Below are 14,174 nucleotides of genomic sequence, written 5' to 3'. Positions count from 1 at the left end.
TTCCTTTTTACTGCGTCTCTATTGGAAATAACTTCTAATGAATGGGGATGAACGAGAGTGAAGACGGGTCCTGACTGGCAGAGAACGGGGTACAAATGGATTACCATGACTGGATTATCAGCTGTGCTGTTGACGGGCTGGATGCTGCTGGATTCCAAAATGGTCGCCCTTGAAGGACAAGCTTTGGCTACAACGCCACAAGCATTGGGGGCAAGTTCCCAAGTCTTAACTGCAAAGTTAGCTTACAAACAAGGAGACACCGTTACGCTTATTAATGACATCCCTCTGTTCAAAAACAGAAGGGACGGCAGTGTGGCTGCTGACAAGCTGGGGATTGAATACTATACAACAAAAAACGAAAAGTATACGTTGGCCTCGGTTCGAGGTGAGTGGGTGCAGCTTAAGTCAACCGATCATGGAAACTTTTGGCTGCCAAGTTGGTATGCACTGAAGGAGAGCAGAAGCATGACGGAAACAGCTCCCCAAAGCTTCACGCTCCGATCAGGCAGTAAGTTGTATCTGGCTCCGGATAGTTCTACAACTTGGCCTAGTGAGAGAGCGCTAACAGATAAGGCTGTTATTGTTGCAAAGTGGAAAGGCTGGTATGGGGTCTCCATTGCCCCACGAGTCTGGAATAAAGAATCCTTCACGTATCGGCCAGGACTCTTCTGGATCAAGGCACAGGCTATAGAACAGCGGATGAATGTGGCGGATGGTTGGTTCCAACAGGATGCATCGCTACCAACTTCGGTTATACGCCATCTGACAGATATTAAGCTGAACAAGGCAACCACCTCCAAACAAGTGGCTGGGTGGTTAGGCGAGCCGGAGTGGAAAGAGAATTCAAGCAATCTAAATTTCACGGGTTATGCAATGAGTATTGGACAGACCTGGAGATATGAGCGGCAAGATGCGCAATTTCTGGTCACATTCAACAAGAATGGCAGACTGGTCAGAACACGCTGGAATTTAGCACAGGATAATCGAAATGCTGTCGTTTCCGATTGGAACATCAGTCGGGCGGATGAATATGGGTTCACAACAAAAATCTATGGCACAACACTGCCAACGACAATCCCTTGGAAACCGGTATGGACCAACCAGGGGGATATTAACTACACTTTTTTACAAGCAGCCACGGATGATGTACTCCTGATGAAAGGGGATGACGGTGGATTTAGCGGGGATTACTACGAAGGTTCCATATATGCTCTTGACCGACATTCGGGCCAGAAATTATGGGGGATTAATGGGGGCTTTGGAAGACAGCAGGCAGAGGTGGATGCAGAGCGCAAATACGTTACAATCTACACCGATTATGACCCTGATAAGAAAAAATACGTGGATCATATTCGTCATTTGAACTTGAAGAACGGAAAGGTCACGTGGACGAACACCCCTAAGCAAAATTTTAGACTAAATGGTATCACCGCTGCGAAGAACGTTGTGGTTGTGGATACCCCGGTTGTTGAGAGCTCAAGCAACAGTTGGTTAACGGTTCTGGACAGTGCAAACGGAAAAACATTGTGGACGCGAAAACTGGCTACGGGTTATGAACTATTGAATAAGAGTGCAGATGACCCCTATGTGTTGTATTGGGAAAAGAATAAGCTGGTTGCAGTCGATCCGCAATCAGGGCGAACCGTATGGAGCTTAAAGGGCAAACGATCCACCATAGAACAATTTTGGAATGATCCATATACTGGTGGAATTGAACGTCTTGATCCCTTTGCAACCACGAATGCTGAAAGATGGTTATCACTAGATAATCAGTGGCTTCTGCTTGATCTGAACACGGGGAAAAAGCTTGCCCAATTCCCTGCTCGGGTAGGACAGAGATTTGAGGAGCTGAATGATGGCATGCTGTTGATCCGTGAGAACAAGAATGGCAATCATTACGGAGAATATGAAGATTTTACAACCACCCTGTATGATGCCAAGACAGGCAAAACACGCTGGACGCTCAAGGGCAAGATTGAACGAGGACTAGTGGAAGAGGATCAGTTGTATGTGATTAAGAATGGCTACCCGGCGGCTGTGGATTATAAAACGGGGGAGACGCGTTGGAATGCCAAAGATACGATTGCAACACTAAGGCATCCGACGAATCAGGGAAGTTATCTGGTCATTGATGATCAGTTGCTGTTGCCCATGGACGAAAATCTTCTCGTGATGAACAAAAAGAATGGAGCACTGTTAGGTCGTATACATGACGTTGTGATGGGAAACCCGGAGCACCGGGACCGGGATGCGAAGAATGGAATGATTAACCGGATCGGTAATGAAGTGTATGTGGGTTCGTCGAACGGACGTTTTCGTGTATATGAAGCCAGCCGCCTGCAGGAGGCAATCTCACCTTAAAAGCTTGTCTCGTAAGGGATGTTGATTTATTATAAATGAACAGGCTTGCTCGCGCTCCGGTTATCGGCTGTGCGGGCTTTCTTCATGTGTTCTTGAAGAACCATGCATGATCATTCACGGGAGGACTCTCCATGATCTCATTATATGGTGTAAGCAAACGTTATAACGAGCGCGGTTCCCGTGCAGATCAGGGATTCGAAGCATTAAGCTCGGTGTCCCTCGAAGTGGGACAAGGAGAAATACATGGCATCATTGGATCAAGTGGTGCAGGCAAATCCACACTTCTGCGGATGCTCAACGGGTTGGAAAAGCCGGATGATGGTGAGGTTGTTGTGAATGGGCAGCACCTGCCCCAGATGAATGAACAGAGTCTGCGTCAGGCACGAAGATCCATTGGCATGATCTTTCAACACTTCAATCTTGTCAGTAACCGAACGGTGAGTGGCAATGTCTGCATGCCATTGGAGCTTGCGGGTATGCCCCGTGCGCAGCGAGTTGAACGTGGACTTGAGGTACTGCAGTTTGTTGGACTGGAAGACAAGGCGGGTCAATATCCTGCTCAGCTTAGCGGAGGACAGAAGCAGCGTGTGGCGATTGCACGAGCGCTGGCCAGTCGTCCGGATGTGCTGCTCTGTGATGAACCGACCTCTTCGCTTGATCCACAGACCACGAACGGTATCCTGGATGTGCTGCGTCATATCAATGAAACGCTGGGCGTGACCATTGTTGTAGTAACGCATGAGATGGAAGTGGCTCGCAGACTATGTCACAGGATATCCGTCATGAAGGATGGGCGACTCGTTCGTACGTTGTCTAAAGCGGAAGTGAGCAGTATCCCTACTCCGCAGCCTGATCTGCTGACCTCCTTGCTTGCGGGTGACGAATACGGGATGACAGGTTCGTCTCTGTTCCGTAAGGCAGAACAGGAGGACAAGTCATGAAGTTACCTGAGTCTGTGCTGAAGTATCAGCATGAGATATGGCAGGCGATCGGAGAGACTTTTGTTATGGTGGGCATCTCTATTGCGGCAGCTGTTCTGATCGGGTTACCTCTGGGTACACTGCTGTACTTATTCCGTAGAGGACAACGGTATCAGAATCAAACGCTGTCCTTTGTACTCGGCAGTATCGTTAACATCGTTCGTTCGTTTCCGTTCTTACTGCTGGTTGTATTCATGATTCCATTCACACGGATTGTTGTGGGAACGTCTATAGGTACGTTGGCGGCAACCGTGCCACTCTCGGTCATTGCAATTGCCTACTACGCCAGACTGGTGGAACAAGCGTTGCTGGATGTACCGAGGGGAGTGGTTGAAGCTGCTGCTTCCATGGGGGCATCGACGATGCAACTTGTGGTGAAGTTTTTGTACGTGGAGGCACGATCTAGTCTTGTACTGGGACTCACAACAGCTACGATTAGCTTCATCTCCTACTCGACGGTGATGGGTATTGTAGGTGGCGGCGGTGTTGGTGACTTTGCCATTCGCTACGGTTATCAGCGCTTCGAAACGGAGATTATGGTATTTACGATCATCATTATGATTATCCTGGTACAGATGATCCAATTCACAGGTAGCAGACTGTCCCACTGGCTGGATCGCAGATCCTGAACGGTTGGACGGTGCATTGCATTATTAAGAATAACCAATACAGATTATACGATGAGGGGTAGACATGAAATGAAAGTGAAAATGATGCTTATGTTGCTTGCAGTAATGCTGGTTGTAGCTGCTTGTGGCAAAAAAGAAGAAACACCTGCGGCTGAAGGAACAAAAGAAGATACACAAGCTGCACAAGAAGTTACGCTGAAAGTAGCCACGTTGATTCCGCCGATGACAGATGTGCTGGATATTGTTAAACCGCTATTGAAGGAAGATGGTGTCAACCTGGAAGTTGTTGTGTTGTCAGATAACGTACAGCCGAATACGGCACTCGCGAACAAGGAAGTGGATGCAAACTTCTTCCAACACGTACCTTACATGACCCAGTATAATGAAGCGAACAATGCCAATCTGGTGGCTATACAGCCTATCTATAATGCCATCTATGGCGGCTACTCCAAAAAGTACAAAACGATTGAGGAATTGCCAGAAGGTGCAACGATTGCAATTGCAAACGATCCTTCCAACATTGGTCGCTCTCTTGTGATGCTGGAGCAGAACGGATTGATTAAGCTGAAAGAGGGCGTAGGTTTTAACGCCACACAGGCAGACATCACCGAGAATACAAAGAACTTCAAGTTTGAGGAAGTGGACTTGTTGATGCTGGCTCGCATGATGGATGATGCTGATCTGGTAGCCATGACACCGGCATATGCCAGTCCGCTCGGTCTTACACCGAAGAAGGATGCATTGTTAACCGAGAAGGATGATTCCCATTTTGCCATCACCATGGTTGCTCGTGAGGATAATAAGGACTCCGAAGCGATCCAGAAGCTGGCTAAACGCATGGCGGGTCCAGAGGTCAAAGCCTTCTTCGAAGAGAAATATGCAGATATCGCGATCCCGGCATTTAAATAGAGAATACGTAGTCCTATGTGAACAGCTTTTGAGATCTGAGCGATAACGCTTGGATCTTTTTTTATGGAATTCGGCAAGTTACTGTAACAAGTATTTAAAAATTTAACAATTTGGTCATATCGCTGGGTTACTTTATTTAATAGTTTTTTCGTATAATTTGTTTGAAAGTAGTTCTTTAGGATTATAAATTAAGAGATTTAAGTAATATTTCTAGTGCGAAAATTGTCTTTTGCGAGAGGCAGGACCTAATTTTTAATATCTTGAGGAAGGAGGGTTCTGTACTCTAAGAGAGCTAGACCAAGTAAAACTAAATTAATCTGGAAGAGGTAGAGAAATTTGTCCCGAAAAAATAGCAAATCGAATTGGTTCAACAAGATCCATAATAATTTTAAGACGAAACTGGTGGTGTCTTTTATTGCTTTCTTGGCCATTCCATCGTTTAGTATTGGAGTTTTGTCTTATAACAGTGCGAAGAATGAAGTTGAGAAGCAAATTCTACATAGTGCAATGGAAAACGTGAACCTTGCCAGTGCGACCATCGATCTTTCGATTAATGCCAAGCGCGACCACATTGAATATTATGCGAATACACTCGCCGAGGAATTACGTCAAGAAGATGCAGAGGTTCGGGTTGTGAACGAATTGAAGGGGTACGCTGCACAGAACAAAGATATTATCACCATAGGAGTGGGAACAGAAGCCGGTGTCTACCTGATGTCCTCCAATGCGGAAATGCCTGAAGATTACGATCCGCGAACAAGACCATGGTACACAGAAGCGATGAGTACTCCAGAGCAGGTCATTGTTACAGACCCTTATATTTCCGCCGAGACAAACGAAATCACCATCACCATCGCCAAGGCATTGAATGGCCGATCTGGTGTAGTCCAGCTGGATCTGAATCTGTCGAATATCAGTACCTTGGTAAGTGGAATTAACGTGGGAGAACAGGGATATCTGATCCTATTGGATGCCAGCGAAAAGTATATCTACCATCCCACGGTAGAACCCGGAACAGATGCAACAGAGGATTTTTGGAAACCGGTGTATGCGAATGAATCGGGCAATTTCAAATATACCGTTGATCAAACGGATAAAGTGATGTATTACGCCACGAATGCATCCACGGGATGGAAGGTCGCTGGCACCATGTTTTCTTCTGAAGTAGAGGATGCCGCTGCGCCTATTCTGAATCGAACGATTATGGTCATCGTTTCCTGTCTTGTCATCGGAATTTTGATCATCTGGCTCGTGATGCGATCGATTGTTAAACCGATTCGTCAGTTGAAGGATCAGGCGATCCAGGTGAGTGAAGGGGATCTAACCCAAACCATTACTAGCACAAGCCATGATGAGATTGGTGAACTGAGTGATGCCTTTGGCAAAATGCAGCACAATCTGCGTGTGCTGATTCAAAATGTGGAGAACAGCGCCAGTCAGGTAGTCATCTCATCGGATGAAATGACTCAGAGTGCGGAATCAACCAGTGCAGCCAGTGAGCAGGTAGCGCGAGCCATTCAGGAAATTGCGAGTGGTGCGGAGAAACAGACCGAAGGTATTGAACATAACCATCAGGCCATGAATGAAATTACGATTGGTATTACAAGAATCGCCGAACGTTCCATACATGTCGCTGATTTGGCGAAACATACAACCGTACAAGCAGAAGAAGGCGGCAACACCGTCAAGCAGACGGTGAGTCAGATGCAATCGATTCAAGAGACGGTAGAACAGACAAACCAATTGATTCAAGCGTTATATGAACGATCACACCAAATTTCAGCGATCACGGAGTTAATCGGAAATATAGCCAAACAGACAAACCTGCTCGCGCTGAACGCATCCATTGAAGCTGCTCGTGCAGGTACACATGGCAATGGATTCGCCGTTGTAGCAGCAGAGGTTCGCAAGTTGGCAGAACAATCCGGGCAGTCTGTCAATGAAATCACCGTGCTGACTACGGCGGTTCAGGAAGATATGGCTGCTTCTGTTCACATGATGGAGAAGGTGACTTCAGAGGTTGGAGAGGGCATGGACATCTCTACAGAAGCGATTCGGAAGTTTGAACGTATTCTGGATAGCATGCGGGAAACGACACCTCAGATTGAAGAGATTGCTGCCACGTCGCAAGAGATCACAGCAGGTGTGCAGGAAGTATCTGCTGTATCCAATGAGTTGGCAGGCATTGCGTCAGGCAACGCCGCAACTTCCGAAGAAGTGGCCGCTTCCTCAGAGGAGCAACTGGCAGCGATGGAGCAGATTTCTTCATCGGCTCGTGGCTTGTCCACCCTGGCTGAAGAGCTGCAGCGCCTGATTAGACAGTTTAAGTATTAAACGGGATCGTAGAAGAGAGTATCACAGGGACAGCATCACATCATGTTTCATTAGAGGGAGTGGACAACCATGCAACTGGAACTCAAAGCCTTCTTACTGCTAACGGATGCGGTCATGATTACAGATGAGGAGGGTGTGATTCTGGATGTGAATTCCGTTTATGTAACCAAAACAGGATTCTCACGGGAGAGCACCATAGGTCAGCCTGCCCGATTGCTAATGGATACCCACTGGAGAGGCAATCAGACCTGGTCCGGCGTTGCCAAACTGATGAAGGTTGATCAGGAAGTGTGGGAAGCCCAGGTTACGATTACATCGGTTCATTTGGATGATTCTCTTTTTTATATCAGCATATTTAATGATGAATTTTCATGAAAAAAAACGTTGTTTGGTGATAAGGGGATGTTAGCTGAAAGCAGTAATTATTTTCAAAAAAATGGTCAATATCGTCAATTGAATAAGGGAGCACGGCATACTATGATTTGTGTACTGAGGAACTGCGACCATGAATCTGACAACATTCATTGAATGCATGAAATCCTGAAGTCGTAATGTGGACGGTGACCATTTGCTACGCGATCTTGTATTAAATTTCACGCTAATTTTGATCTTTGTTTTCCTAATTCATCACTATCTGAACCATACAAATGCTACCCGTTCAACATCCATCACGACTCGGATCATTATTGGTATTACGCTGAGCATGTTGGGCACGGCGCTCTATTATTTCTCTATTGTGCTTGAGGATGGTACATTGTTGAATTTCCGGGCCATTGTGTATCTGCTTGCTGCTTATTTTGGTGGGAGTGGCTCTGCTTTCGTTACTTTTGCATTCATGTGGATGTTTCGGATTAATATGGGGCGTAATCCCTTGTTGGAGAACTGGCAGTATGCGTTGACAGAGTTATTATTTGTTGTAGCCATATGTCTGATCTTTAAGTATATCAGGGGATTTATACAGAAGTGGTTGTCCGGAGCGTTGCTGTTGATTACTGTGTATGAGTTTTCTGCACTAAAGACCAATTCCCCTTCTCTGCTAATGATGGGGCAGATTCTCTTTTTTCAATGTATCTGCCTGCTCTCCGTTATATTATTCCTGTATTATCTGAACCAAAATCATCGATATAGGAGATTGGTCATTCAGAGGGATCAGGAAATGCTAGAGATGCTTCGTATGCAGCCGGGTTTTACTTTTAAAATCCGAAAACAGAACGGAAAATTCGAGTATCTTGTGCTTGAGGGAGAGATGCTCTCCCGACTGGGCTTGGATATGAGTAGTCTGAAGCAAGATTACAAACTGGGCACATTGGATATTTTACCTCAGGAAAAGGTAGAATTTCTGCGAAAGCAGTTTAACCGGGCATGGGAAGGGGAATCTTTTTTTTACGAGATTGAGCATGGAGGTTACTATTCGCTGGTGAACGTTCGCCCTCTGCGAGAAGAGGGTGTGGTGAAATATGTCGTGGGATATGGACTTGATATTACGGAGCACAGAGCGGTTAAACGAAGGATTCAAGAAAGTGAAGAGCGATATCGAACACTTGAGCGAGTGTCGACAGATTGGTTTGTCGGTTTGGATAACAACAGATGTATTGTGTCAGTGAATCAGAAATTTCTGGATGTTCTCGGTCTCGGCAGGCAGGAAGTGATTGGGCGTCAGCTTGAAGAATTGTTGTTCATTGAGCAGCTGGAGAACTGGTTGTTCGTTTTCCAAAAAGCCTTACATCACAATATAACACAGGATACGGAACTGAGTTTCATTGTTGGAGAAGGTCGTGAGCAGCATGTTCGGGTTCACCTATCCCCTGTTAAAGTATTAAACTCGAGTGAGAAAATTAAGGCAGTCATTCATGACATTTCGGATCACTATAGACGTGTTAAGGCTGACAAAGCAAGCCAGGCAAAGAGTGAGTTTCTCGCATTCATGAGCCACGAGATTCGTACCCCACTGAGCGGTATTATCAACTTTTCGTTGTTGCTTCAACGGACAGATCTATCTCCACAACAAAAGGATTATTTGAGTAAAATCAATGCGTCCTCCCAAACCTTGCTTGCCCTCGTAAATGATATTCTTGATTTTTCGAAAATTGAGGCAGGCAAGCTGATGTTGGAGAAGGTCTCTTTTTCACCAGAGGATGTGATCAAACGTGTGGCAGATCAGATCGGTGTGGCCATCGGGCACAAAGATATCGAAGTGATTTTTACAACCGATCCCGATCTGCCATTAACGGTGATTGGTGATCCGTTCCGACTTGAACAGGTGTTATTGAATCTGCTCAGTAATGCGATTAAATTTACGGAGCATGGATATGTAACGTTGCAGGCAGAGGTTCTTTCATCGGAGGCGGAGCGAGTTCATGTCCGTTTTGAGGTACAGGACACGGGAATCGGAATGTCACCCGAACAATTGGAACGGCTCTTTGTCCCGTTTACTCAAGCGGAACCCTCGACGTATCGAACATATGGTGGCTCTGGTCTTGGGCTGGTCATCTGTTACCTTCTGGTCACCTCTTTGGGAGGAAGCTTGCGGGTGGATAGTGTTTTGGGAGAGTACAGTCTGTTTACATTCGACTTGATATTTGAACTTCCAGATTCGGAAGAAGAAGAGAGTTTCTCCCTGCAGACACACCCTCTCTTATATGGTGCGAATGATGTGGTTATCATTGAAGATGATGAACGGATGGGCGCAAATCTGAAGCAGCTGCTCTATTCATTCGGGATGAATCCGACGCTGTATACTTCCTTGAACCATATGATGGAAAGTGATTGGTATGTCCATCATGTAGATGGGGCAAGTTCCATGATCATGATGATGGATATGGATGCAGAGGAGACCGTCAACGGATCGTCATGGGACAGTTTCATGAAGCGAATGAATCAAACCAAATTTCAAATGGTGGGTTATACCCATGCTTTTAGTGAAAATGCCCTGTGGCGTGAGGAGAGATCCTTTCGCCCGGATCTCATGATGATCAAACCGATTACACGTCTGGGATTGTTCGAAGTATTACTTGCACTTCAGGGTGAAGGGCCATTGGAGAAAAAGCGGATGATAGAAGGTGATGAATCCTACTTGCTTAAATCCAAAGGGCACATTCTGATCGCTGAAGATCATGAAATCAATCAACTGGTCATTCGGGCCATGCTGGAACATACCGGATTCAAGGTGACACTGGCAGACAGTGGCACAGAGGTTTTGAAGAAATTGGACGAACAAACATGGGAACTGATTCTGATGGATCTCTATATGCCAGATATGAACGGAATTGATGCAGCGCGACACATTAGGAAGATGAGGAAATATGATCGTACACCCATTATTGCGCTTACAGCGAATGGTTTAAAAAGGGACCATGAATTATATCTTGAAGCAGGTATGAATGCCATCCTGACTAAGCCCATACATGAACAACAGCTCGCAGACATTTTGGAAATATGGATTGATCTAAAAGGCATAAGGGAGATCAATGGAATTGATGCAGATAAGGCGATCAGACAGATGGACGGCAAACCGCATATTCTGCAATATGCGCTCACGAAATTCAGAATGGAGTATGGCTCGTTTCAGAAAAAATTGGCGATTCAGCTTCAGCAACAGCAGATTGCTGATGTAATTCGTAGTGTTCATTCTCTTCGAGGCGTAGCTGCGAATCTGCATGCAGTGGACCTGATGTGTGCGGTTCTCCAATTGGAATCGCTCTTGTCCCGTCCGTTATTCAAAGATGAGGAACAGCGTTCAGTATTGGAGAAGGTACAACAGGAAATTGATAAAATTACCGAGTCTCTTCCATGGTGATCGGAATGAAGCTGTGTTGTTTTAAGGTGTGAACTTATATCCGACCCCCCAGATGGTTTGAATGTATTGGGGGTTTTTTGGATTGTCCTCAATTTTTTTGCGAAGCTTGGTAATGTGCACATCAATGGTGCGATCATTAATGTAGGCATCAATACCACGAATGGCTTCGATCAGGGCATACCGACTGTAGACTTTGCCAGGATTGAGAATAAACAGCTTCATGATCTCAAATTCGGAAAACGTCATCTCCACGCGCTGGTTATTCAACAAAACAGTTCTTCGGGCCAGATCGAGAGATATTCCGGATTCCTGTTCAGTGACAACAGAGCTGTTCAATATAGAGTAACGACGCAATACGGCCTCAATACGTGCTTTCAGCTCCTGCATGCTGAAAGGCTTACATACATAGTCATCAGCTCCGTCTGTTAATGATCGAATCCGCTCAGAAACCTCGGTTAAGGAAGAGATGACAATGATGGGGATTGCCGTATGTTGGCGCATGAGAGAACTAGGATTCTTATTACCCGAATCAGGGAGCATCAAGTCAAGAAGCAGGATATCAGGCCGCGCTTGAAGCTGTAGAAGACCATCTCTTGCGTTATCGACACGGATAACATCATACCCTTCACCTTGCAAATACAAGGATAATGTATCGCCTAACATGTTGTCGTCCTCTATGATAAGCACTTTCGTCATGATATTCCTTTCTGAACCCCTTCTTGTAGAAGGACTAAGATCCATGGATTACTTAATATACCTGGTATTTAAAACATGCAACATGAGGATGTCAAGGCTCTAACATGACTCCGAGAAGGTGAGAGACTCCGATTTAATGCTTGCCAAGATGTGGATCAGCTTCACGCTCGATCAGGCGCATCAATTTGCGCTCGGTAGCGCTCTCTGGCGCAGGGGTGTAGACACTGCAACGCAGATCGGAACTACCCTGAACCTGCAACGAAGTCAGATCAAACAACATTTTGCCTGCTTTGGAATGCCTGAATTCGATTAAAACGTCCGGGGCACTACTGACGCTGCTTTGTTTCCAAAGGGTATGAAAATCGGGATGTCTGTTCATCATGTCATCCAAAAATAAATTATACCATTCATCATCAACATACTGGCCATAGTAAGCACGAAAAATTGCCAGAAATCCGCTAACAAAATCCTCCCAGTTCACCGCGAGCCTGCGAAACTCCTTTCGATCAAATAACAGACTGATCATATTCCGTTGTTCGGGGGCAATCTGTTCAAAATCCATAAAAACATGCCGGGCTGCATCATTCCAGCCGACAATGTAACAACGCCGATCCGAGATCACGGTAGGACAGTGATGAAGTTCTTGCAAAATTTTCTGCAAGGAAGGGTGAAGTTGAACCGGTTCTTCTTCCAGTGTGGGCAGCTCCGTATGATGCTCCATGGCGAGCGAAAACAGATATTTTCGTTCATCTGTAGTAAGCCTCAGTGCCGAAGCAATGTTATCCAACACGGAATGGGATACCTGAATATCCCGACCTTGTTCAAGCCAGGTATACCATGTTGTACTCACTCCTGCCAGTTGGGAAACCTCTTCTCTCCTCAGCCCAGGCGTTCTTCTCCGACTTCCAGTGGGTAAACCGACCGATTCGGGGGAAATTTTGGAACGCTGTGTTTTCAGAAAAGTGGACAATGCCTGTAACCTGACATCGTAGTTCAATCCATCACCTTCAATCCTCGTTATCATGGTAGTCATTATACTATTATAATTGACAACTTGTAATAGGATATTCAAAAGTGCACTATTAGTGGCAGAGCGTAAGAGTAAGGTAGACAACAGCGCTGAAGGAGGATGGACATGGAACGAGTCGTGATTACAGGAATGGGAGTTATCTCTCCTTTGGGAAATGATGTAGATACATTCTGGAATGGATTAATTGAGGGTAGATCAGGTGTATCACCTATAGAACATTTTGATACAGCTTCGTACAAAACCAGAATCGCAGGAGTGGTCCGTGATTTTGATGGTGAAGAGCGTTTTGGACGCAAGGAAGCAAGGCGTATGGATCGATTCGTTCAATTTGCTGTTGCTGCTGCGGATCAGGCTGTATCACAATCGGGTCTTGTGATGGATGAACTGGACCGTGAACGGGTAGGTGTATATATTGGTTCAGGCATAGGCGGCATCCAGACATTAATGGAACAAGGCAAGGTCCTGTCAGATCGGGGACCTGCGCGAGTCAGCCCAACACTGGTACCGATGATGATCTCCAATATGGCGGCAGCTATGGTCAGTATGAGGTTTGGTTGCTGGGGACCGACATTATCGCCAGTAACAGCTTGTTCCATTGGAAATACAGCCATTGGAGAAGCTTTCCGGTTAATTCGTCATGGCGGAGCCGATGTCATTATTGCTGGAGGGACAGAAGCGGCTGTAACCGAAGTGTCACTGGCAAGCTTCGGTAATGCGACAGCGTTGTCTACACGAAATGAAGCGTTCCAAGCAGCCAGCCGTCCATTTGATGCAGGGAGAGACGGTTTTGTCATGGCGGAGGGTGCAGGAATTCTGGTTGTGGAATCACTGTCTCATGCTCTAGCAAGAGGGGCGAATATTCTTGCCGAAGTGATTGGATATGGTGCCAGTTCAGATGCGTATCATATGGTAGTTACCCACCCGGAAGGGAGGGGTGCATATCTGGCGATGAAAGCATCACTGAAAGAAGCTCAGATTGGGCCTGAGGACATTGATGTGATTAACGCTCATGCCACCAGTACGGAGGCAGGTGATCTGTCTGAGACAAGAGCGATTAAACAACTTTTCGGGACAGGTGCCTATGATATTCCGGTCACAGCGAATAAGTCCATGACGGGACATATGCTTGGTGCAGCAGGCGGTGCGGAGGCGATTTCACTTATTCAAAGTCTGCGGCATGGGATCATTCCTCCAACCATCAATCAGGAGCAGAGGGACCCCGAATGTGATCTGGATTATGTGCCAAACGAGGCAAGAAAAGCAGAACTGCGGATTGGGATGTCTAATTCCTTTGGTTTTGGCGGTCATAATGCGGTTATTATTCTTCAAAAATATTCATCTTAAGCAAAAAAGCAGCTTTAAGCAGAAAGAACAGCGTAGCCCCATCGGGCTGCGCTGTTCTTTGCTTACTTCGACTTCGGGATCATCCACATACACCG

General features: G+C 46.0%; 10 protein-coding genes. 8 read left to right on the top strand and 2 right to left on the bottom strand.

What is annotated here, in order from left to right; genetic code table 11:
• Nucleotides 1-57: 57 nt before the first annotated feature.
• The 7 genes from MKY28_RS21370 (at nt 58) to MKY28_RS21340 (ending at nt 11,009) form a co-directional block, all read left to right on the top strand.
• Complete coding sequence (locus tag MKY28_RS21370) at nt 58-2,361, top strand: outer membrane protein assembly factor BamB family protein (RefSeq protein ID WP_340936933.1); 2,304 nt, start codon at nt 58-60, stop codon at nt 2,359-2,361.
• Between the two features lie 131 nt (nt 2,362-2,492).
• On the top strand, nt 2,493-3,302 hold the full coding sequence (locus MKY28_RS21365; protein ID WP_338707816.1) for a methionine ABC transporter ATP-binding protein: 810 nt from the start codon (nt 2,493-2,495) through the stop codon (nt 3,300-3,302).
• Nucleotides 3,299-3,970, top strand: coding sequence for a methionine ABC transporter permease (locus MKY28_RS21360; protein WP_100527719.1), 672 nt, complete (start codon nt 3,299-3,301; stop codon nt 3,968-3,970). The genes MKY28_RS21365 and MKY28_RS21360 overlap by 4 nt, the downstream gene beginning before the upstream one ends.
• Before the next feature lie 51 nt (nt 3,971-4,021).
• Entirely contained in the window at nt 4,022-4,879 is an 858-nt protein-coding gene (locus MKY28_RS21355; RefSeq protein WP_340936932.1) for a MetQ/NlpA family ABC transporter substrate-binding protein, read from the top strand.
• Between the two features lie 402 nt (nt 4,880-5,281).
• Nucleotides 5,282-7,213 (top strand): methyl-accepting chemotaxis protein, encoded by a 1,932-nt coding sequence (locus MKY28_RS21350; protein ID WP_445670932.1) that lies wholly within the window; start codon nt 5,282-5,284, stop codon nt 7,211-7,213.
• Between the two features lie 69 nt (nt 7,214-7,282).
• Nucleotides 7,283-7,588 (top strand): PAS domain-containing protein, encoded by a 306-nt coding sequence (locus MKY28_RS21345; RefSeq protein WP_036606158.1) that lies wholly within the window; start codon nt 7,283-7,285, stop codon nt 7,586-7,588.
• A gap of 193 nt (nt 7,589-7,781) precedes the next feature.
• Nucleotides 7,782-11,009, top strand: a complete 3,228-nt coding sequence (locus MKY28_RS21340) for a hybrid sensor histidine kinase/response regulator (protein WP_340936930.1) — start codon at nt 7,782-7,784, stop codon at nt 11,007-11,009.
• 21 nt (nt 11,010-11,030) lie between these two features.
• Here MKY28_RS21340 and MKY28_RS21335 read toward each other — a convergent pair whose 3' ends face one another.
• Nucleotides 11,031-11,705: a response regulator transcription factor gene (locus MKY28_RS21335; protein ID WP_076253483.1), complete on the bottom strand. Its 675-nt coding sequence runs from the start codon at nt 11,703-11,705 to the stop codon at nt 11,031-11,033.
• Between the two features lie 133 nt (nt 11,706-11,838).
• Nucleotides 11,839-12,702: a helix-turn-helix transcriptional regulator gene (locus MKY28_RS21330; protein ID WP_340938010.1), complete on the bottom strand. Its 864-nt coding sequence runs from the start codon at nt 12,700-12,702 to the stop codon at nt 11,839-11,841.
• 138 nt (nt 12,703-12,840) lie between these two features.
• Between MKY28_RS21330 and fabF the strand changes: the two genes are divergently transcribed.
• Nucleotides 12,841-14,079 carry a beta-ketoacyl-ACP synthase II gene (gene fabF / locus MKY28_RS21325; protein ID WP_340936929.1) on the top strand — a complete coding sequence of 413 codons (1,239 nt, stop codon included), beginning with the start codon at nt 12,841-12,843 and terminating at the stop codon, nt 14,077-14,079.
• Nucleotides 14,080-14,174 lie beyond the last annotated feature (95 nt).

The sequence above is a fragment of the Paenibacillus sp. FSL R5-0473 genome, from assembly GCF_038004565.1.
Taxonomy (GTDB): Bacteria; Bacillota; Bacilli; order Paenibacillales; family Paenibacillaceae; genus Paenibacillus; species Paenibacillus amylolyticus.
Note: the sequence above shows the minus strand (reverse complement) of the source record. Positions and strands in the feature narration are given on the sequence as shown.

What these genes read in the sequence shown, in the direction of transcription:
- MKY28_RS21360 (WP_100527719.1), top strand. Translation starts at nt 3,299, where the DNA reads ATGAAGTTACCTGAGTCTGTGCTGAAGTATCAGCATGAGATATGGCAG.
- MKY28_RS21355 (WP_340936932.1), top strand. Translation starts at nt 4,022, where the DNA reads ATGAGGGGTAGACATGAAATGAAAGTGAAAATGATGCTTATGTTGCTT.
- MKY28_RS21335 (WP_076253483.1), bottom strand. Translation starts at nt 11,705, where the DNA reads ATGACGAAAGTGCTTATCATAGAGGACGACAACATGTTAGGCGATACA.
- fabF (WP_340936929.1), top strand. Translation starts at nt 12,841, where the DNA reads ATGGAACGAGTCGTGATTACAGGAATGGGAGTTATCTCTCCTTTGGGA.
- MKY28_RS21365 (WP_338707816.1), top strand. Translation starts at nt 2,493, where the DNA reads ATGATCTCATTATATGGTGTAAGCAAACGTTATAACGAGCGCGGTTCC.
- MKY28_RS21345 (WP_036606158.1), top strand. Translation starts at nt 7,283, where the DNA reads ATGCAACTGGAACTCAAAGCCTTCTTACTGCTAACGGATGCGGTCATG.